Origin of the sequence: Marinobacterium profundum (assembly GCF_001528745.1) — a bacterium.
GTDB classification, from domain to species: Bacteria; Pseudomonadota; Gammaproteobacteria; order Pseudomonadales; family Balneatricaceae; genus Marinobacterium_A; species Marinobacterium_A profundum.
Genome location: NZ_BCNS01000145.1, coordinates 1 through 17,561, shown reverse-complemented (window position 1 = coordinate 17,561; position 17,561 = coordinate 1). Strand labels below are relative to the sequence as shown.

Sequence of the window (17,561 nt, the reverse complement as noted above, 5' to 3'; positions counted from 1 at the left end):
TTCCTTACCGCTGTTTGCAGAGAGAGGTTTGCAAAAAGAGTTTACAGAGAAATATCATCGAAACAGCTAACCCACTCATGGCCAGGCGCCGCAGGTGGCTCGTCGCGGGCCACCAGCCTTGTGTGCATGCCGGCCGCGCGCGCGGCATCGAGCTCCTGTTCGATATCGGACAGAAACAGGATTTCATCGGCAGCACAGCCAATGCTGGCAACGATGGCGCTGTAGGACTGGGCTTCGCGTTTGGGGCCCGTGGTGGTATCGAAGTAGCCACTGAACAGCGGTGTCAGATCACCGTAATCGCTGTAGCCGAATATCAGCTGCTGGGCCTTGACCGAGCCAGACGAAAATACGTAGAGCTCTATCCCCTCGCTGTGCCATTGCTGCAACAGGCGGTGGGCGTCCTCATACAGGTGTCCCCGGAAATCCCCCTGCTGATAGCCCTGCACCCAGATAAGCCCCTGCAACGCCTTGAGTGGCGTGACCTTGAGGTCCTGCTCAATCCAGTGACGAAAAGCACCGATCAGGCTTTCCAGATCGGCCGCAGGATCTTTCAGTTCATCGCGCGCCTGCTCCAGAATGGCCTGTACCGCGCTCTCATCGGCGTGGGCGCGCAGGTAGTCAGCCAAACGCTCATAGGCGTAGGGAAACAGCACCCGATGCACGAAGGCGATATCGGTGGTGGTGCCTTCAATATCGGTCAGTATGGCTTTGATGCTCATGGTGCAACTCTCAGACGCTTCAGTTCAAGCTGGCAGGCAAACAGGAACTCAAGCCCTTCCAGGTGACGCCGCGCCTCCGCCATATCACGCCCCCAGGCATAGAGCCCGTGGCCGCGAACCAGCAGGCCCCAGGACAGCGCAGCCTGTTGCCAGCGCTGCGCCACTGTTTGCGCCAGTGCCTGCATGTCCTGGGTGTTGTCGAAGATGGCGATACGAATGGCCGCATCATGGGTCTGATTACCACTGAGGGACTTCTGCATTTCAAGCTGCTCGATGCCCAGCCAGTCGCCAGGGGTTGTCAGCGACAGCACAGTGGCGCTGACCGAATGGGTGTGCAGCACGGCACCGATCTGCGGGTCTAGCTGGTACAGCTGCGTATGCAGCAGGGTTTCGGCAGAAGGCTTGAGGGTCGAATCCAGTGCGGTACCGGCCAGATCTACACGCAGCAGGTCGGCCTCGCACAGATGCCCCTTGTGCCGCCCCGAGGCGGTTATCAGCACCTCGTCGGCTTCGTTGCGCAGTGAAAAGTTGCCGCCGGTGGCCGGGCACCAGCCCTGGGCGTCGATCCAGCGACCGGCATCAATGATACTCTGGGGGTGACTATTGCTCATTGCGGGCCTGTGATTAGGGATTGAACTCGGCGGAGTACGCGCACCAGCACACAGGCTGCAGCGTCCCGCCTGACAGGCTCGCTAGTGTAAGGGATTTGCACGATGGAGCGAAGCCTGAATAAGGCAGAGCCTCAGCAAGAACAGAAATCGGTGCGGGTTTTTAACCCTGCATACTGTACAACCTAAAAGTAGGTCGCCTATCAGCGGCAGGCAAGGAAAGGGGCAGGCTCTCGGCCTGCCCCCTCAAGCCGGAACAATGCCGGCAAAACGCCCATTAAAGGGCAATTGGTGTTTGGTACACCCACCTTGTGGATCTGCCTTGATAACGATCAAAATCCGTACAGGCGCCACAGGCGTGTATCCAGTATAGCGCCCTCCTCAGCGGCGCCCGTGAAACCTTTTCAAGCAGACGTTTTAATTGGACTGCTCCCCCTACACCAGCTATCACCTATTACTCGGGCGGCCGGCAAGCCCCTGTTACAGGTCCGCAAGCTCGAAAGCATCGGCGTCCTGCCAGGCGGGGAAGGCTTCGCGAAATGCCGTTAGCGCCGCAGCACTCAGGGTTGTGGTGGCAACGAAGGGCTCACCGGCCGGCTGGTCCAGCACCGCCTGCCCCTTGAAGTCCACCAGCATGGAATCACCACTGTAGTCATAGCCCTTGCCATCCTGACCCACCCGGTTGACGCCGGCCACGTAACAGAGGTTTTCGATAGCACGCGCCTGCAGCAGAACCCGCCAGGGATGGCGCCTGGCTGAAGGCCAGTTGGCTACACAGAGCAGCAGATCATAGTCATTGCGATTGCGCAGAAACACAGGGAAACGCAGGTCATAGCAGACAGAGGGCAGAATACGCCAGCCGCGGTATTCTATCAGCGCCCGGCAGGCGCCCGCTTCGTAATGCTGATGTTCATTAGCCATGCGAAACAGATGCCGCTTGTCGTACTGATGTACCTGACCATCAGGGGTGACAAACAGCAGCCGATTGACATAACCCTGGGCCTTTTGAGTCACCACACTGCCGCACAGCGCTGCACCCAGCAACGCCGCCTGCTGGCGCATCCAGTTCAAGGTAGGGCCTTGCTCAGGTTCTGCCAGGCCTTCGGGGGCCATGGTAAAGCCGGTGGTAAACATTTCCGGTAGCACCACCAGGTCGGTCGTACCGGCCAGGGGCGCCAGCAGCTGTTCAAACTGCTGCCAGTTAGCGGCAGGGTCCTGCCAGTGCAGTTCGGTTTGCACCAGGCTGATCCGAAGGTCCTGCACTGGGTTCATACCGTGCGCAGTGCTTAGATCTTGCATAGTCGTGCCGCCGCCTCCCGCAGAGTGTCCTCACCCTTGGCAAAGCAAAAGCGTACCAGCTTGCGCTGCATCGGCTGCTGACAGAAAACCGAGACCGGAATGCTTGCGACACCGGCCTCACGCGTTAGCCATTTGGCAAAGTCGGTATCGGGCAGATCACTGATAGCGCTGTAATCCGCCAGCTGGAAATAGGTGCCAGGAGCCAGCTTCAAACCGAAGCGACTGGGCGCCATCAATTCGCTGAACAGATCGCGCTTGGCCTGATAGAAGGCCGGCAGCTCAAGATAGTGCTCAGGCGCATCCAGCATAAAATCCGCCAGCCCAAGCTGCGCCGGGGTCATGGTGCTGAACGTCAGATACTGGTGCACCTTGCGAAACTCCGCACTCAGGGGCGCAGGCGCAATGCAGTAGCCCAGCTTCCAGCCGGTGGCATGGTAGGTCTTGCCGAACGACGACACTACAAAGCTGCGCTGCGCCAACTCCCGGTGACACAGCAGGCTTTGGTGGGCAGCACCGTCAAATACAATGTGCTCGTAGACCTCATCGCCAATCAGCAGAATATCGGTATCGCACACCAGCGCGGCAAGGCGCTCAAGGTCTTCGCGACCGAACACACTGCCGGTGGGGTTATGCGGCGTATTGATCACGATCATGCGGGTACGTGGGTTGATCGCATCCGCCAGGCGGTTCCAGTCAATACTGAAATCCTGTTCATCCAGCGGCAGATGCACCGCCTTGCCACCATTGAGTTCGATGGCAGGTTCATAGCTGTCGTAACAGGGATCGAACAGGATGACTTCATCGTCGCGCCTTACCACAGCGCTGATCGCGGCGAACAGGGCCTCGGTGGCACCAGAGGTCACGGTCACTTCTGTGTCCATGCAAGGTTTGTAACCATAGAGGCGCTCACACTTGAGGGCGATGGCCTCGCGCAGCGCCGGCACGCCGGTCATGGGGGCATACTGATTGGCGCCGCTGTTGATATGATGGATGACCCGTTCACGCAAGGCGGCGGGGGCATCAAAATCGGGAAAGCCCTGGGACAGGTTGATAGCGCCGGTGGCATTGGCCAGCTGGGACATCTCGGTGAAGATGGTTGTTCCGACCTTCGGCAGTTTGGTCTCGGGATACCGCATTGTTCAGGCTCTTGTGGCGACGGAAATTGCAGCGAAGTGTACCTTAGCCGCCCCGACAGCGACCAGCGTCACTGACAAGACGGACCTTCGGCCTGGGTCGCTACTCAAAAAGCCAGATCATCAGAAAATCAGCAGATGCAGAACGCCGCGCAACAGCATACCCGCCAGCGCACCCCAGACCGCAGCCCGTGCCACGCGCCCGACGCGCTTGCCCGCCGCCGCCATGATAGCGACGCCGGCCAGATCCAGCGGATTGGTAACAAAGCCCGCCATGCGATTCAGATCGGCGGCACTGATCAGACCCTGATTCATCAGATCCAGCACAACACCCATAAAAGCCGTGCCGCCGGCGATGAACTTGGTGACGATGGGCAGAACCGCGGCCTCCGGCAACCCCAGCAAGGCCAGCAGCGGCGCCAGCACCGCGCTGATCAGAGTAATGGCGCCGCTGGCCTCGAGTGTATACACAAAGCACAACGCCAGAATCAGGATCGGCAGAGAGGCAAGCGCTATTTTCATGCCCTCCTGGCCACCTTCGGCCAGAATTTCCATGGTGCCGCGCCGCTCACCCGGCACTATTACTGGCACTTCTACCGCAGGCTCAGAGGCTGAGGCCCGCGCCAGCAGATAGTAGGTCACACTGGCAGCAAAGAGGCCGCCAATCACTGAAGTCGCCATGATCACCGGCAGGTTCAACCCGACCGACAGCATCGGAAACACCACATTGGCCTGGGACATGGTCAGCACCATGGCCAGGGTCGCGGCGATATGGCGCGACGAGGTGCCATTGCGGTCCATCAGCGCCAGTGTCGCCACCGGCGCCGAAAAGCTCACCAGCAGCAATTTGACCATGGCAAAGATGCCCAGCCCCGGCAGACCGAAAATACGTAGCACCGGCGCCAACGCATTGGCCACCCAGGCCAGTACACCGCGGGCTTCAAGCAGTTTCATCAGCGCCAGCATCACCACCATGATGGGTAACAGAACATAGAGCGCAAGCTCGATACCGGTACGCCCGGCCTGCATTATAACGCTGACTATTGAGTCCATGCTTAGTCCCTGATCATGCTGCCCGGTCGCACGGCTCTGCGCAACGAGCGGTTTATTCGGTGTCTATTCGCTTTTTACTCGGTGTACGGCTCTATGCGATAAGCCTCAATGCTATAGCCCGACGCTGCGACCTCGTGGGCGAAGCTCTCCACCTTGAGGGTACCGGTAATCCAGACCGCATCGAACAGGTTTTTCACATCGGTGCCGGGTTCGAAGCGGGTCAGGATAATCTGATTGGATGGCGGTGGCGGGGTGTGAATACAGGCGCCAAAATAGGGCACCAGGAAAAACTCGGTGACCTTCTGCCCGACCCCATCCAGCGGAACCACAAAGCCTGGAATCCGTACCATTTTGCCATCGAGTTCCGGCACCACCGGCGCTGATTGCAATGCCTGCATCATGTCATCGAGTTTCTGCTGCGCCCGGGGATCGAAATCATCCAGATCACCGAAGTCCTGAGTGCCATACACCTGCTCGAAGGTGAAATCCGGTGGCATAAGCGCATCCCACTCCAGCGCCTCAACCTCCTGGCCATTGAGGGTTTCCAGCGCCCAGAGTGATGGACTCAGGGTCAGCAGCAACGCGAAAAACGCCGTAACAAAGATTTTCATAAAACGCCTTTCATATACGAATAGTCATGCCATCGGCCAGCGAATAGCGGTATGCCCGCCAGCCCGGAATCAGGCCCGTGAGTATACCGGCTGCCTGCACCAGTGCGAGGAAAATCCATTGCCGGGCGCTGGGCAGCGACACATCCAGCTGCAGCCCGAGCCATTGGGCAAACAGCGGCTGACTCAGCGCAATACCCATATAGAGCAGCGCCATGCCCAGCACCGACCCCAGCAGCGTCAGCAAGGCCGCTTCGAAGGTCAGTAAAGATAACAACTGCCAGGGACGCGCCCCCAGGGACCGCAAAATGGCGATCTCGCGCCGGCGCTCATTCAGGCTCCCCAGCAAGACCGTCAGCAGGCCGGCAAGGCCACTGAACACTACGGCCACGGAAATCACCAACAGCGCCTGCTCTGCCACACCCATCAGACTCCAGAGTTCAGCCAGCGCCACCCCTGGCAGGATCGCCTGCAGCGGCTCCTTGCGGTAGTTGTTGATCGAGCGCTGCAGCGAGAATGTCGACATTCTGGACTTGAGCCCCACCATAAAGGCCGTGAGTTCGGTGGGTGTCAGGTCCTGCTCGCGGGCTTCTTCAGCGGACACCGAATTCCCCGGCAGCTTGACGCCCGCCTGCCAGTCCAGATGAATCGCCTGGATCGCCTGCGGGCTAACCATCAGGGTACGGTCTATGGGGGTTGCGGTGGGCGCCAGAATACCGACAACGCGAAACGGCTTGTCGTCATGCTTCACAAAGCTGGTATTGCCCATGCCATGGGCAATCACGGCCTCCTGGCCAAGCTGATAGCCCAGTTCACGCGCCACCTGGGCCCCGAGCACGACCTCGAACAGGTCGTCAAACGGCTGACCGCTACTGAAGACCAGATTACGATCACGGGCGTAGCGGTAGTGGCGAAAGTAATCGCCGTTGGTCCCCAGCACGCGAAAGCCGCGGTGCGAGTCACCCAGCAGCAGCGGTATGGTCCACTCTACCTGCGGATGTGCCGCTATGGTGCGGTAGCTGTCCCAGCCGACATTGTTGCTGGCATTGCCTATATGAAATACCGAATAGAGCAGCAACTGCGTCTGGCCGGTGCGCGCCCCCACAATCAGATCGGTTCCGGACAGCGTATTGGCAAAGCTGGTGCGCGCCTCGGTGCGAACCTGTTCTACACCGATCAGCAACATTACGCTGATGGCGATCGTCAGCACCGTCAGGGCCGCACTGCCGGCACGGTTTCTGAGGCTTTTCAACGCCAGGGATAACATTGCCATCAGACAGCCTCCGGCCAACACAGGTAACAGTCGAGTAAAAGCACCGCCGTTCCGTGCTCAACACCGTCCGCTAAGAACAACATTACGCTGATGGCGATCGTCAGTACCGTCAGGGCCGCACTGCCGGCACGGTTTCTGAGGTTTTTCAACGCCAGGGATAACATCGCCATCAGACAACCTCCGGCAGACGCACTGTTTCCAGCACCAGGGTGCGATCGAAACGCGGCGCCAAGGCCGCATCATGGCTGACAAAGAGCACCGTGGTGCCCTGCCCGGCGCACTCCTGCAACAGCAGATCGACAAAGGCATCCCGACTCTCTGCATCCAGAGCCGAGGTCGGCTCATCGGCGATGATGATTTCAGGCCCACCCATCAGTGCCCGTGCCGCTGCGACCCGCTGCTGCTGCCCGATAGACAACTGCGATACTTGACGACCCCAAAGCTCCGGTTGCGTCAGTTGCAGGCGCTGTAGCAGCCGTACCGCTTCGTCCTCCAGCGATGACGCCCGCGCCAGTACCCGCTGCCGGCGCACGCTGGAAAAATGACAGGGCAACAGCACATTCTCCAGCACCGACAGATAGGGCAGCAGATTGAACAGCTGAAAGATGACGCCCAGATGATCGGCGCGAAAGCGATCACGGGCCGCAGCTCCTAACTCCTGCATCGACTGGCCCAGCAGCCGAATCTGTCCTCTGGTTGGCACCACAATGCCCCCCATCAGGCTCAGCAGCGTACTCTTGCCACTGCCGGAACGCCCCTGTACGAACAACCTCTCGCCGCGTTGCACGCTGAGCTCGGCAATATTGAGCACATCCGTGCCCGGGCGCCAGGCAAAGCCAAGACGGTCAATTTCAATCGCAGGTGATTGCACTAGCGCAGTCCGATATCGATGTTGTGGGAATCCAGTGTCAGCGCTCGCTGGCCATCCGCTGTAATCATGCGCACATCCAGAGTTTCGAGGCCGGGAAAGCGGGCAAAGAATGCTAGGCCGATGCTCGTTAGTTTTTCGGGCGCCGTGCAGTGAAACGCGTAGCTGACCTCAAAATCGGTGTGCGCTCGCCCAGCTTCACCCTGCCCTTCGGGCTCATGTGCGCGTGTGTGGTCGTGCTCATCTTCGTGGGCATGTTCCTCTGCGTGACCATGCTCCGCAGTTTCAGAGCGCTCTTCCGTATCCAGCAGCGCCTGGGTGACCTCGGCATGCCTGAGCGTGCAACCGGCTGCCGCGTCAAGCTTGATCATCTGCTCTGCCTGGTGCAGCCCTTCGAGCGCTGCATCCACCGCCTGACGCTCAGAGGCGCTGCGGGCGCGGTGTTCAAAACCCACCAGATTCATGGCCGGTGAGTACAATTGCAACATAAGTTCGGATCCATCCAGCACCAGGTCCAGTTGCGCAACGCCATGGGCATGGCCGTCGTACTGTTGCTCAAACTCCGCCGCATGACTCATCCCCGTGCCGGCAGCCATGGCCACCACTGTCGCCATAACAAAACGCCGCTTTGCCCCTGTCCCTTTTATCACGCTCATCTGTATCCAGCTTCCAATCCGTTACGGGTCCTTGCAAAGTCCCGCTGTTAAATTTCGATAAATGTTACGATATAACAAAACAATAATCTAGCCGCATACGCCTGTACCCCAGACGCCGCCGGTGGCAGTATTAGGCCCTGTCAGACTCCAGCCAACCGCGCCTTGCAGGAAGCTTCCGCCACCATGTCGAACGCCTTTATCCGCCGTACCCGCGCGCGCAGCGAACAATTGACCCGCCAGGCCGGCATTCAGCTGGACCGCCTGCGTGATCGACGTCTGTGCATTGGTGTTACCGGCCTGAGTCGCAGCGGCAAGTCCACCTTTATCACCAGCCTTACCAACCAGCTGCTGCAGCACAAAAACGCCAGCCTGCCCGGGTTTTCACCGGTACTGAGCGGCCAATTGATCGATGTACGCCTGCATCCGCTGGAAACAGAGGGCCTGGCCGCCTTCCCGTACCAGAGCGCCTGGGATCGGCTCTGCAACCAGCCACCCGCCTGGCCCGAGCCCACCCGGGACACCAGCGGCTGCCTGCTGGAGCTGCGTCTGAAACAAAAGTCCGGACGCCTGAACCCCTTCGCCCGGGATCATTTTTCCCTCTGGCTCGAAATACGCGACTATCCCGGCGAATGGCTGCTGGACCTGCCCCTGCGCGAACTCAGCTTTCGCGACTGGAGCCTGGAGTGCGCCCAGTTATATGCACAGGAACCCCGAGCATCACTGGCTCCACAGCTGCTCGCCACACTGGAAAAACTGGATCCGCTGGCCGATGTGATCCCGGCACAGCTGGAAAAGTTGCATCGGGATTTTTGCGCCTTTCTCGGCACCTGCAAGGAACAGGGGCTAAGTCAGCTGCAACCGGGGCGTTTCCTGTTACCAGGACGTGATGATGACTCGCAGCTGCTGGCATTTGTGCCCTTGCTCAACCTGACTGACCTCAGTGACGAGCAACTAAAGGGCGCGAACAAAACGAGCTGGTACGCCATGCTCAAACAAGGCTATCAGCGCTACGTCAGTGAACTGGTCGAGCCCTTCTACAAGCATTTTTTCAGCCGCATCGACCGCCAGCTGGTGCTGGTCGACGTAGTACAGGCACTCAATGGCGGCCCAGCCCATATCGATGACATGCGCGCCGCCCTGACCCGCATCACTGACAGTTTCCATTACGGCCACCAGAGCCGACTACTACAACTCTTTCGCCCCCGCATCGACCGCGTGCTTTATGCCGCGACCAAGATTGACCAGGTCATCTCGGATGATCACGAGGCGGTGCGCAGTTTTCTGGCAAGCCTGGTTAGCGACGCCTATCGCCACGCCGAATACGACGGCATAGCCCCGTCCTGCGAGGCCACTTCGGCTGTGCGCTGCTCCCGCGAAGTGGATGCCGGCGGCGATCGCGCCATATCGGGCCTGGACGCCCAGGGTAAGCCCATCGGCTACGTACATCCGCGCTTTCCGAGCCGCCTGCCGGAGCCCGAGCACTGGCAGCAACTGATGGACTGGCGCATTCCTGCGCTGCAGCCCCCGGTCGGCCTGTCGGCGCGCAACGGCGACGCCATCCCCCATATTCGCCTGGATACGGTACTTAACCTGTTATTGGGAGACAAATGCCTGTGAACCGCAACTCCGATAGCCCCGAAGACCGCGCGGCCCGACAGTTTCAGCCTGAAACTCTCTCAGCAGAATCCGAAGCGCCGCCACGCCGAGCGCGGCAGTTCGTCCCCGAGGCCGAGGCCCAGCTCGACGCCGTGCCCAGCGCCATCACCGAAACCCGCAACGGTGCGCCTGATTTTGCGCAGTTGCAGCTCGAACGCATACCGGTGCGCGGCCTGCGTGCCCTGGGGCTTGGCCTGCTGGCCCTGGTACTGGTTATCGCCGGCGCCCAACTGATACAGCTGTTCAATGCCGCGCGTGAGGCCCACTGGCTCATCGCCACCGCACTGGGCGCACTGATGGGTGGCGTGGGGCTGCAGGCGCTGCGTTCGCTGTTCTCCTTCCTGGGCGCACGCAGGAGCCTGGATCGACTCAACGGCCTGCGCCAGCTGGCTGAGCGGCTATCGGGGCGACGCAGTAACGGTCGCAGCAAGACGCTGTTGCAGTCGATGCAGGGCTTTTACAGCAACAAACCCCAGGCCGCCCTGCTCGACAAGGCCCTGACAACACTGCCGGATTACAGCGATGACGTCGAAGCCCTGAAGCACCTGGATCAGCACTTTGTGCAGCAGCTCGACCAGAGCGCCATGCAGATTATCTCGCGCTACAGCGCCCAGACCGGTGCCGCCGTTGCGATCAGCCCCTGGGCGGCGCTCGACATGCTGCTGGCGCTGTGGCGCGGTATCAGCATGATCGACGCCATAGCCCAGGTATACGGCGTGGCGCCTTCCCTGCCCACTCGACTAAAACTGCTACGCCAGGTGCTGCAGCAGCTCAGTTTTGTCGGCGCCAGCGAAATCACCATTGATCAGCTATCGGGGGACCTGGGCGGTGCCGCTCTGACCGGCGTAGTAAGCGCCCGGGCAGGCCAGGGACTTGGCGCCGGCATACTCTCGGCCAGACTGGGTCTGGCCGCAATGCGGGCGCTGCGTCCATTACCCTTTGCCCCGGACCAGCAACCGGGGCTGCGCACTCTGTTGCAACCATTGATCGAACGCCTAAAACAGCGCTTTACGGGTACGAAAGGCGGCTAGCAGCCTGTCGGACTTAACACTGATCTACTGCGGAAAAGCCGACTTCTCTTCTGTAAAGAGGGGTCATTTTATGTGTTCTAAGAGAACCACTATTCACAAGCTACATCCCTGTAGCTTGCCCTTCGGGCAGCTAGCGCTGTGTAAACCGGCAATCCTGCCGATTTGTCGCCTCAAAAGAGCCCAAAAACTGCCTCAAATCGGCCTTTCCCTCGCTACGACCGGTCAAGTCCGACAGGCTGCTAGAGTACTTTCACGAAACACTTATCTGTCGATCGAGGTTGCTTTGAGTGTTTCTTACTTCGAGGCGGCCGGATATGGCTCGATGTGAAATGAAAGTGTTCTAGTTGCCTACTGCCACCGAAACATCAGAGCAGCTCTTGTTCCCCCTTATGACGCCGGCGAGCACTGAGGTCATTCGGCGATCAGGCCCGAAGGGGCGCAACAGGGACTGATGCGCCTGCGATGAGGTACATGGATGTACCTTCAGCGCAGCCCGCTGAATGATCTCAGAGTGCAGCGAATAGGCTTCGTCACGGGGCGTGCATCCTCCGACCACCACATCGCAGGCTTACACTACATAACGATCAGAACGGCCCTCAATCCCCTCAGCAGCCGACGAGCACCGGGATTATGTTCCGATCAGACCCAAAGGGGTGAGGCAGGGACTGCCGAGCCGCCGATTAGGGACATGGATGTCCCTTTAGCGGCGTCCGGGACATCATTCCGGCGCGCAGTGCAGCCGAAGGCCGGCTGATGGGGGCGTGCTTTCTTTGGTTACTTTCTTTGCACGAGCAAAGAAAGTAACGCGCCATCAAACCGCCTCCGATATCCCAGCCTGCACAAGCTCCAACAGGGTCACCTTAATCTCGTCAACTATCGCAATGGGTCGATGTAAGGTGAAAATGCTTTAGCCTATCGGGCTTGGCCGGGTAGGTTGGAATGAGCCTGCGACTTCCGACAAGCATCGCGCAGCGACGGTTGTCGATTTGAATAAAAGCCTGCGACCTCAGCCGGCAATAAGTTCCAGCTTGCGCTTGCGGGGCATGCGCTTGATCTGCCACTCCCGGCGCTGCGCCTCAGCGCGACCTTGCAGCTGTTCATGCCAGAGCAGCTCTACCGGGCGACGGGCGCGGGTATAGCGCGCCCCAAGCCGATTATCGCTGTTGTGCTCACGCAGGCGCCGTTGCGGATCAGTGGTTACACCGGTGTAAAGGCTGCCATCGGCACAGGCTAGAATATAGACAAACCAGCACGACTCGCTCAAGACAGCACCCTCTTTCATTGGCAGCTGCCATTGTTGTTAAATCGCCGACACTATTCAAGCCAGCGTCTGCCCAGCAGCCCGCGAATGAATTATCATGCCAGCTCCCCCGGCAGAACCCCCACAGGACACCCATGGCCCGCCGCCGCAACAGCTATTTCCAGTGCCGTGAATTTCGTATCGAACAGGCCAACTGCGCCATGAAGGTCACGACTGACGCCAGCCTGCTGGGCGCCTGGGCACCGGTAGAACAGGCACGGCGACTGCTGGATATTGGCACAGGTACCGGCCTGCTCGCCCTCTTCGCCGCCCAGCGTTGCCAGGCACAGATCCATGCCATTGAACTGGACCCCGCCGCGGCGCAGGAAGCGCGCGGTAACTTCGCCGCTTCCCCCTGGGCCGATCGACTGCAGCTGACAGAAGCGGACATTCGCAGCCTGCCCGCGAGTCAGGACTACGATGCCATCCTCTGCAATCCGCCCTTTTTCAGCGACTCCACCCGCAACAGCTGCGCGCGCCTGGCCCAGGCACGCCACAATGATGCCCTGCCGCTGGCCGACCTGGTACAGGCCATCAATGGGCTGCTCAGTGACGATGGTCGTGCCTGGCTATTGCTGCCGCTGCCGGAATGCGAGCTGCTGATAGCGGCACTGCCTGCAACGCAGCTCCACCCAAGACACAGGCTTTGGGTCAGCTCCTGCACTGGAGACAGCCCGCACCGGGTGATACTGCAACTGGCAAAACAGCCCGGCCCCTGCACCACGCAGCAACTGACACTCTATACCGAACACCCACTACACAGCCCCGAGGCTGCCAGGCTGTTCGAGCCCTATTACACGCGCTTGCGGCGTGCGGATGTTGGCGACCAAGACAAATAAAAAACCAATTAAAGGCATTTTAATAATAAATACGTGCATTAAATCTTGAAAAGCTGCATTCTTTTACCTTCAATCGACTCGATAGCGACATAACATTCAGTACCGAGCGCGCAGGGCGTTAGCAACGACAACGACGCTCAAGCAGCTCTGTGCTCTGGAGACCGCATGTCAGTACACAAGCTTGATCGCACCGATCGCAGAATTCTGGAACTGCTGCAACAGGATGCACGTCTGTCGGTGGCGGACATTGCCGAGCAGGTCGGCCTGTCGGCAACGCCCTGCAGCCGGCGCATCAAGCGCCTGGAAGACAGCGGCTATGTCGCGCGCCAAGTTGTTATCCTGGATCCGGCCAAAATTGGCCTGCCCATGACGGTACTGGTGCATATATCGCTGGAAGCCCAGACACAGGAAAAGCTGCGCAGTTTTGAAGCCACCGTCAGCGAACTGGCGGAGGTGATGGAGTGTTACCTGATAACCGGCAGCACGGCGGACTATGTGCTCAAAGTGGTAGTACCGGACCTGGATCACTATCAGCAATTACTGCTGAATAAACTCACCGCCATCGCCGGCGTTCGATCAATCATTTCGAATTTCGTGCTGCGCCAGCCCGTGGACCGTACGGCCTATTCACTCGATCACCTGGCACGTTAACGGCAAGCCCTCACCGAGCAGGATAACGGCTTGCACAGCAACCGAAAAACTCAGAGTTCGCCAATCTGGCGCTTCAGATCTTCAATCTTGCGGGCAACAACCTTTTCAAGGTGATCCAGTTCTTCAAGCAGCAGTTCCTTGCGGTCCAGCGAACTCTTCTCCTGGGTCACCAGCTTATCCAGCTCGGCAACGGCGCGCAGATAATAGGGTGAAGACTCGGTTGTAGCACGGTAAGGCACCAGGCCATCGCTGACCTTTACGCTCTTGTGCAGACGCTTGAACTTGAATTTCTTGCTCTTGGCAAACCACTCACCCTGATGGCGGTGATAATAGAGTTTCAGGATATCCACATCACCTTCTGTACGGGTACTGTAACGCTCGACATCCTGCACGTCTTCAACGCCCATGGCCATCAAGGTCTCAAACTGCTTATCGCTCATACTGTCCGTGGCTCCCGATCAGGCCCATGCAAAGTTGCCATCAGTATAATCCTTTTGAATCACCGATTGCGCTCCAGCAGCTCCCGTTACAGGACGATTTTCTCACCAAGCAGCAGCGCCGATATTGACTATACTTTGCTCAGCCAAGCAGGGACATTTCGCTCCAGTGCGCGACTAATTTATCCAATGCAGTTTCCCGGCTGCGTCTAGCCCGGCTTTCTGGCGCCGGCAACGTACACCAGGTGTTACATCAAAAACACAGGATGTTCGATGCGAACACTACCGGGGCAGCGCGCGTCCCGACTCCGCCGGGCACTCCGGCTTACCCAATTCGTTGACAGGGCCTTTACATGGACTGCAAAACTTCCGGACTATCCGCCGCCACCATTCTGCGTACCCTGGATACCCATCCCGGCGCTGAGTGGGTAACCATCCCCTATCGCTGTCCGTTCAACAACACGCATTCCAGCCTGCCACTGATCTCAGACCGCATGGCTGAACGCATCCGTTTTACCCTTCCATTTGCCGCCAGCACCCTTGAAATTCGCGTTCTGGCGGCACTCTGCGGCGGCAAACTATATCAGGACGATCTGGTGATGCTGCTCGGCGGAGACGAAGACGACAGCGAAGAGGCCATCGAAGCCCTGCATCAGCGTGGCCTCATTGCCCTGTGCGAAACCCATCACGTACGCCACTGGCTGCTGGCCACCCCGGTGTTCGAGCAGCAGCTGAGACGCGAACTGGACAGCGCCTGATAGCAGAGGGCCTACCCCCGGTTACAACCGGCCCAGGGGAAAACGCTCGCCACAGCTGTACACCACCAATTCTTCACCCCCATCGGCGGCGGGCTCCGCTGCCGCCATTTCGACCAGCTGATAAAACAGATTGCGCCCGACCCGACCCCACATGCCAAAACGTACTTCCAGTTCAGGTGCCGGTTCGTCGCTGTCCGGCCGTGGCAGCACACGCAACGGGTGCGCAGGGCCCGCCACAATTTTATCCCCCGTCTTGCTGGTAAAATGCAGCTCAGGGCCGGTTTCCGTTTGAAGCTGTTCAAGTGTCACGAATTGAAACGGCAGGTCATCCACCTGAATACCCACCTTTTCGACCGGGGTTTTCAGAAAATAACGCCCCTCTTCCTGCCAGAGTACACGGGAAAACAACCGCACCATGGGCGCCCGGCCTATGGGTGTACCCATGTAATACCAGGTGCCATCACGGCCGATACGCATGTCGATGTCACCGCAGAAGTCAGGATTCCAGCGTTCCAGCGGTCCAATACCGTCACCCTGCTGCTGCAGTGCGCGATGGGCTTCATTGAGGTCAAATCCAGTCATGGCAAGGGCTCCTGGTGTATTGCAGTGCCTGAAAAAAGGGCTAATGAGACTGCAGATTAATCTCATTCAACATAAGTGTAAAAGATTTCACCTTATAACCTAATTACATGAAATTCACTCACTGTTAGACTTATCCGCACTTAACTGACAGAACATACGGCCCAACGCGCTATGAGCATATCCTTACAACAGAAGTTCTCCGATCCCACTCGAGGCGTCTATTTCGTCGGAACCACGCCGCCACGGGATAATACGGAGCCTGAAAAAGTGACGGATATCGCCGACAAGCTACTCGCCCGTCTGCGCCAAATCGATTACGACGGTCTGATTGTCTATGACATTCAGGATGAAAGCAGCCGTACCAGCAAGCCGCGCCCGTTCCCCTATATGCAAACGCTGGACCCGCGCGAATACTCAAGCCTGCTGCGCACGCGCTCCAACCACCCCATCATCACCTACAAGAGTGTCGCCCAGCGCGACCGCGCCGATTTCGAGCGCTGGCTCGAAGAATCCCGCAGCCAGTACGACGTGCAGGATATGGTACTGGTTGGCAGCCCGTCATCGGACGGTGATATTCAGCTGTCCCTGCCCAAGGCCTATGAAGCCCTGCAACAGCATCCACTGGACTTTCACCTGGGTGGTGTCACCATCGCCGAGCGCCACGCCAGCAAAGGTAACGAACACCTGCGACTGCTCGCCAAGGCTGAACAAGGCTGCCAGTTTTTTATCTCCCAGGCGGTTTACAATGCCCAGGCGACGATCGACCTGCTCAGCAGCTATGCCCGCGAATGCCGCAGCCGCGGTGTGGCTCCGCAGCGTATTATCCTGACCTTCACGCCCTGTGGCAGTGCCAAGACGCTGGAGTTCATGCAATGGCTGGGCATTTCGGTTCCCGACGCCACCCGCTGGCGTATTCTGGATGCCGCTAACCCGCTGGCCGAGTCCATCCGGGTGTGTCGCAGCAATCTGGAGCAGATACTGGAATCCGTGGCAGACCTTGGCATTCCACTGGGGCTGAACATTGAAAGTCTGACCAACCGCAAGGACGAGATCGATGCATCGATCCGCCTGTTCAAGCTGCTCAAGGCCACGCTGGATCTGAAACTCGCCGAACAGCAGCTCTAAGGTTCACTGCAGCAGTGTTGGGGTCGCGCTACTGGCGTCGAGCCCCTGCAATAGCGTCTGCAGTTCCTGGTAACGGTCGGGCTCCCACAGGATAAGCTGGCGCTCATAGTCGATGCGATAACGCACGTTCATCAGAAAGTCCATGCCCAGTAGCCCATCAGACCCAACCGCCGGGCCCTGGTGCTCGATCACCATGGCACGCACATTCGTCGGGCTATAGGGGCCGATTTCAATACGGTCAAAGCTCACCAGTTCGGTATTGATACTGCCACCGCCCGCCACCCGCGCCCGACCGCCAGGCTGGGCCGCATAATTCAGCCCCGCCAGCGCGCTCTTGTGAAACACCGTATTGGTAGCGCCAGTATCCAGCACCATCTCGGTTTTTGCCTTGCGCCCGCCGTAAACCACCGTGACCGGCACCACCACGCGATTGTTGCCAACCTTGACCGGCGTTTCACTCTCTCGCATCAGTTTTTCCAGCTTGCTACGCTGACGGGAAAGATCCGTATCCCGCTGCCGTTCGGCCCGGGCTGCAGTCTGCTCTGGTGCCTCGCCACGACCTGGCAAAGCCTGGCGACGTGTTTCCACCTGATCCCGAAACTGCGCAGGTACTCTGGAAAGGCTGTCGACAAAGACCTGGCGCCCACGCTCATCCACATACTTGTAGATTTCGGCCTGCACCGCAGATGACAGCAGAGCCGGCAGCATCAGCACCATGCCCATGAGCACTGCCCTGAACCCCGCCAAGTCTGAGTTGTTTACGCGCATAGTTCGCCCCTCCTAGCAACCTGTCGGACTTAACACTGATCTACTGTGGAAAAGCCGATTTTGGTCATTTTTCGCGCTCTTTTTCGTTAAATAGAACCACTATTCGTCTCAAAAGAGCTCAAAAACTGCCTCAAAACGGACTTTCCCTCGCTACGACCGGTCAAGTCCGACAGGCAGCTAGTGTAGTGTTTCATTCT

The 17,561-nt window shown here is 58.9% G+C and carries 20 protein-coding genes; 6 read left to right on the top strand and 14 right to left on the bottom strand.

The window, feature by feature from the left end; translation table 11 throughout:
* Positions 1–41: 41 nt before the first annotated feature.
* The 10 genes from mtnC to MPRO_RS17225 form a co-directional block, all read right to left on the bottom strand.
* Positions 42–719, bottom strand: coding sequence for an acireductone synthase (mtnC, locus tag MPRO_RS17265; RefSeq protein ID WP_067295690.1), 678 nt, complete (start codon positions 717–719; stop codon positions 42–44).
* Positions 716–1,330, bottom strand: coding sequence for a methylthioribulose 1-phosphate dehydratase (locus tag MPRO_RS17260; protein WP_067295686.1), 615 nt, complete (start codon positions 1,328–1,330; stop codon positions 716–718). The genes mtnC and MPRO_RS17260 overlap by 4 nt, the downstream gene beginning before the upstream one ends.
* 477 nt (positions 1,331–1,807) lie before the next feature.
* Positions 1,808–2,626 (bottom strand): amidohydrolase, encoded by an 819-nt coding sequence (locus MPRO_RS17255; RefSeq protein WP_067295683.1) that lies wholly within the window; start codon positions 2,624–2,626, stop codon positions 1,808–1,810.
* Positions 2,614–3,762, bottom strand: a complete 1,149-nt coding sequence (locus MPRO_RS17250) for a pyridoxal phosphate-dependent aminotransferase (protein WP_067295679.1) — start codon at positions 3,760–3,762, stop codon at positions 2,614–2,616. Before MPRO_RS17250 ends, MPRO_RS17255 begins: the two co-directional genes overlap by 13 nt.
* A 120-nt stretch (positions 3,763–3,882) precedes the next feature.
* Positions 3,883–4,812: a nucleoside recognition domain-containing protein gene (locus MPRO_RS17245; RefSeq protein ID WP_067295674.1), complete on the bottom strand. Its 930-nt coding sequence runs from the start codon at positions 4,810–4,812 to the stop codon at positions 3,883–3,885.
* A 74-nt stretch (positions 4,813–4,886) separates the two neighbouring features.
* A complete protein-coding gene (locus tag MPRO_RS17240) occupies positions 4,887–5,423 on the bottom strand; it encodes a DUF3299 domain-containing protein (protein ID WP_067295671.1) in 537 nt (178 codons plus the stop codon).
* A gap of 10 nt (positions 5,424–5,433) precedes the next feature.
* Positions 5,434–6,693: an ABC transporter permease gene (locus tag MPRO_RS17235; RefSeq protein ID WP_067295667.1), complete on the bottom strand. Its 1,260-nt coding sequence runs from the start codon at positions 6,691–6,693 to the stop codon at positions 5,434–5,436.
* Positions 6,693–6,863 (bottom strand): hypothetical protein, encoded by a 171-nt coding sequence (locus MPRO_RS25905; protein WP_158651853.1) that lies wholly within the window; start codon positions 6,861–6,863, stop codon positions 6,693–6,695. Before MPRO_RS25905 ends, MPRO_RS17235 begins: the two co-directional genes overlap by 1 nt.
* On the bottom strand, positions 6,863–7,564 hold the full coding sequence (locus MPRO_RS17230) for an ABC transporter ATP-binding protein (RefSeq protein WP_067295663.1): 702 nt from the start codon (positions 7,562–7,564) through the stop codon (positions 6,863–6,865). Before MPRO_RS17230 ends, MPRO_RS25905 begins: the two co-directional genes overlap by 1 nt.
* Positions 7,564–8,217, bottom strand: coding sequence for a DUF2796 domain-containing protein (locus tag MPRO_RS17225; protein WP_082708929.1), 654 nt, complete (start codon positions 8,215–8,217; stop codon positions 7,564–7,566). The genes MPRO_RS17230 and MPRO_RS17225 overlap by 1 nt, the downstream gene beginning before the upstream one ends.
* Positions 8,218–8,400: 183 nt before the next feature.
* On the opposite strand from MPRO_RS17225, the gene MPRO_RS17220 reads away from it, so the two are divergent.
* Both MPRO_RS17220 and MPRO_RS17215 read left to right on the top strand, forming a co-directional pair.
* On the top strand, positions 8,401–9,834 hold the full coding sequence (locus MPRO_RS17220; RefSeq protein ID WP_082708927.1) for a YcjX family protein: 1,434 nt from the start codon (positions 8,401–8,403) through the stop codon (positions 9,832–9,834).
* Positions 9,831–10,904 (top strand): YcjF family protein, encoded by a 1,074-nt coding sequence (locus MPRO_RS17215; protein ID WP_158651852.1) that lies wholly within the window; start codon positions 9,831–9,833, stop codon positions 10,902–10,904. The genes MPRO_RS17220 and MPRO_RS17215 overlap by 4 nt, the downstream gene beginning before the upstream one ends.
* A gap of 1,006 nt (positions 10,905–11,910) precedes the next feature.
* On the opposite strand, the gene MPRO_RS17210 is transcribed toward MPRO_RS17215, so the two are convergent.
* A complete protein-coding gene (locus tag MPRO_RS17210) occupies positions 11,911–12,168 on the bottom strand; it encodes a GIY-YIG nuclease family protein (protein ID WP_369406742.1) in 258 nt (85 codons plus the stop codon).
* Positions 12,169–12,299: 131 nt separating this feature from the next.
* Between MPRO_RS17210 and MPRO_RS17205 the strand changes: the two genes are divergently transcribed.
* Positions 12,300–13,043 carry a tRNA1(Val) (adenine(37)-N6)-methyltransferase gene (locus MPRO_RS17205; protein WP_067295651.1) on the top strand — a complete coding sequence of 248 codons (744 nt, stop codon included), beginning with the start codon at positions 12,300–12,302 and terminating at the stop codon, positions 13,041–13,043.
* A gap of 165 nt (positions 13,044–13,208) precedes the next feature.
* A complete protein-coding gene (locus MPRO_RS17200; RefSeq protein ID WP_067295647.1) occupies positions 13,209–13,694 on the top strand; it encodes an Lrp/AsnC family transcriptional regulator in 486 nt (161 codons plus the stop codon).
* Between the two features lie 50 nt (positions 13,695–13,744).
* Here MPRO_RS17200 and MPRO_RS17195 read toward each other — a convergent pair whose 3' ends face one another.
* Entirely contained in the window at positions 13,745–14,134 is a 390-nt protein-coding gene (locus MPRO_RS17195) for a DUF3461 family protein (protein ID WP_067295644.1), read from the bottom strand.
* A gap of 350 nt (positions 14,135–14,484) precedes the next feature.
* Here MPRO_RS17195 and MPRO_RS17190 point away from each other — a divergent pair, with 350 nt between their 5' ends.
* Positions 14,485–14,889, top strand: a complete 405-nt coding sequence (locus MPRO_RS17190) for a hypothetical protein (RefSeq protein WP_067295641.1) — start codon at positions 14,485–14,487, stop codon at positions 14,887–14,889.
* A gap of 21 nt (positions 14,890–14,910) precedes the next feature.
* Here MPRO_RS17190 and MPRO_RS17185 read toward each other — a convergent pair whose 3' ends face one another.
* The gene (locus MPRO_RS17185; protein ID WP_067295637.1) at positions 14,911–15,471 is read right to left on the bottom strand and encodes a DUF1285 domain-containing protein; all 561 of its coding nucleotides are present in this window, start codon (positions 15,469–15,471) and stop codon (positions 14,911–14,913) included.
* A gap of 171 nt (positions 15,472–15,642) precedes the next feature.
* On the opposite strand from MPRO_RS17185, the gene MPRO_RS17180 reads away from it, so the two are divergent.
* Entirely contained in the window at positions 15,643–16,596 is a 954-nt protein-coding gene (locus MPRO_RS17180; protein ID WP_067295634.1) for a methylenetetrahydrofolate reductase, read from the top strand.
* 3 nt (positions 16,597–16,599) lie between these two features.
* Here the strand turns inward: MPRO_RS17180 and MPRO_RS17175 are convergent, their stop codons facing one another.
* Positions 16,600–17,364: an aspartyl protease family protein gene (locus MPRO_RS17175; RefSeq protein ID WP_067295630.1), complete on the bottom strand. Its 765-nt coding sequence runs from the start codon at positions 17,362–17,364 to the stop codon at positions 16,600–16,602.
* Positions 17,365–17,561: the final 197 nt, after the last annotated feature.

What these genes read in the sequence shown, in the direction of transcription:
- mtnC (WP_067295690.1), bottom strand. Translation starts at nt 719, where the DNA reads ATGAGCATCAAAGCCATACTGACCGATATTGAAGGCACCACCACCGAT.
- MPRO_RS17260 (WP_067295686.1), bottom strand. Translation starts at nt 1,330, where the DNA reads ATGAGCAATAGTCACCCCCAGAGTATCATTGATGCCGGTCGCTGGATC.
- MPRO_RS17255 (WP_067295683.1), bottom strand. Translation starts at nt 2,626, where the DNA reads ATGCAAGATCTAAGCACTGCGCACGGTATGAACCCAGTGCAGGACCTT.
- MPRO_RS17250 (WP_067295679.1), bottom strand. Translation starts at nt 3,762, where the DNA reads ATGCGGTATCCCGAGACCAAACTGCCGAAGGTCGGAACAACCATCTTC.
- MPRO_RS17245 (WP_067295674.1), bottom strand. Translation starts at nt 4,812, where the DNA reads ATGGACTCAATAGTCAGCGTTATAATGCAGGCCGGGCGTACCGGTATC.
- MPRO_RS17240 (WP_067295671.1), bottom strand. Translation starts at nt 5,423, where the DNA reads ATGAAAATCTTTGTTACGGCGTTTTTCGCGTTGCTGCTGACCCTGAGT.
- MPRO_RS17235 (WP_067295667.1), bottom strand. Translation starts at nt 6,693, where the DNA reads ATGGCAATGTTATCCCTGGCGTTGAAAAGCCTCAGAAACCGTGCCGGC.
- MPRO_RS25905 (WP_158651853.1), bottom strand. Translation starts at nt 6,863, where the DNA reads ATGGCGATGTTATCCCTGGCGTTGAAAAACCTCAGAAACCGTGCCGGC.
- MPRO_RS17225 (WP_082708929.1), bottom strand. Translation starts at nt 8,217, where the DNA reads ATGAGCGTGATAAAAGGGACAGGGGCAAAGCGGCGTTTTGTTATGGCG.
- MPRO_RS17220 (WP_082708927.1), top strand. Translation starts at nt 8,401, where the DNA reads ATGTCGAACGCCTTTATCCGCCGTACCCGCGCGCGCAGCGAACAATTG.
- MPRO_RS17205 (WP_067295651.1), top strand. Translation starts at nt 12,300, where the DNA reads ATGGCCCGCCGCCGCAACAGCTATTTCCAGTGCCGTGAATTTCGTATC.
- MPRO_RS17200 (WP_067295647.1), top strand. Translation starts at nt 13,209, where the DNA reads ATGTCAGTACACAAGCTTGATCGCACCGATCGCAGAATTCTGGAACTG.
- MPRO_RS17195 (WP_067295644.1), bottom strand. Translation starts at nt 14,134, where the DNA reads ATGAGCGATAAGCAGTTTGAGACCTTGATGGCCATGGGCGTTGAAGAC.
- MPRO_RS17190 (WP_067295641.1), top strand. Translation starts at nt 14,485, where the DNA reads ATGGACTGCAAAACTTCCGGACTATCCGCCGCCACCATTCTGCGTACC.
- MPRO_RS17185 (WP_067295637.1), bottom strand. Translation starts at nt 15,471, where the DNA reads ATGACTGGATTTGACCTCAATGAAGCCCATCGCGCACTGCAGCAGCAG.
- MPRO_RS17180 (WP_067295634.1), top strand. Translation starts at nt 15,643, where the DNA reads ATGAGCATATCCTTACAACAGAAGTTCTCCGATCCCACTCGAGGCGTC.
- MPRO_RS17175 (WP_067295630.1), bottom strand. Translation starts at nt 17,364, where the DNA reads ATGCGCGTAAACAACTCAGACTTGGCGGGGTTCAGGGCAGTGCTCATG.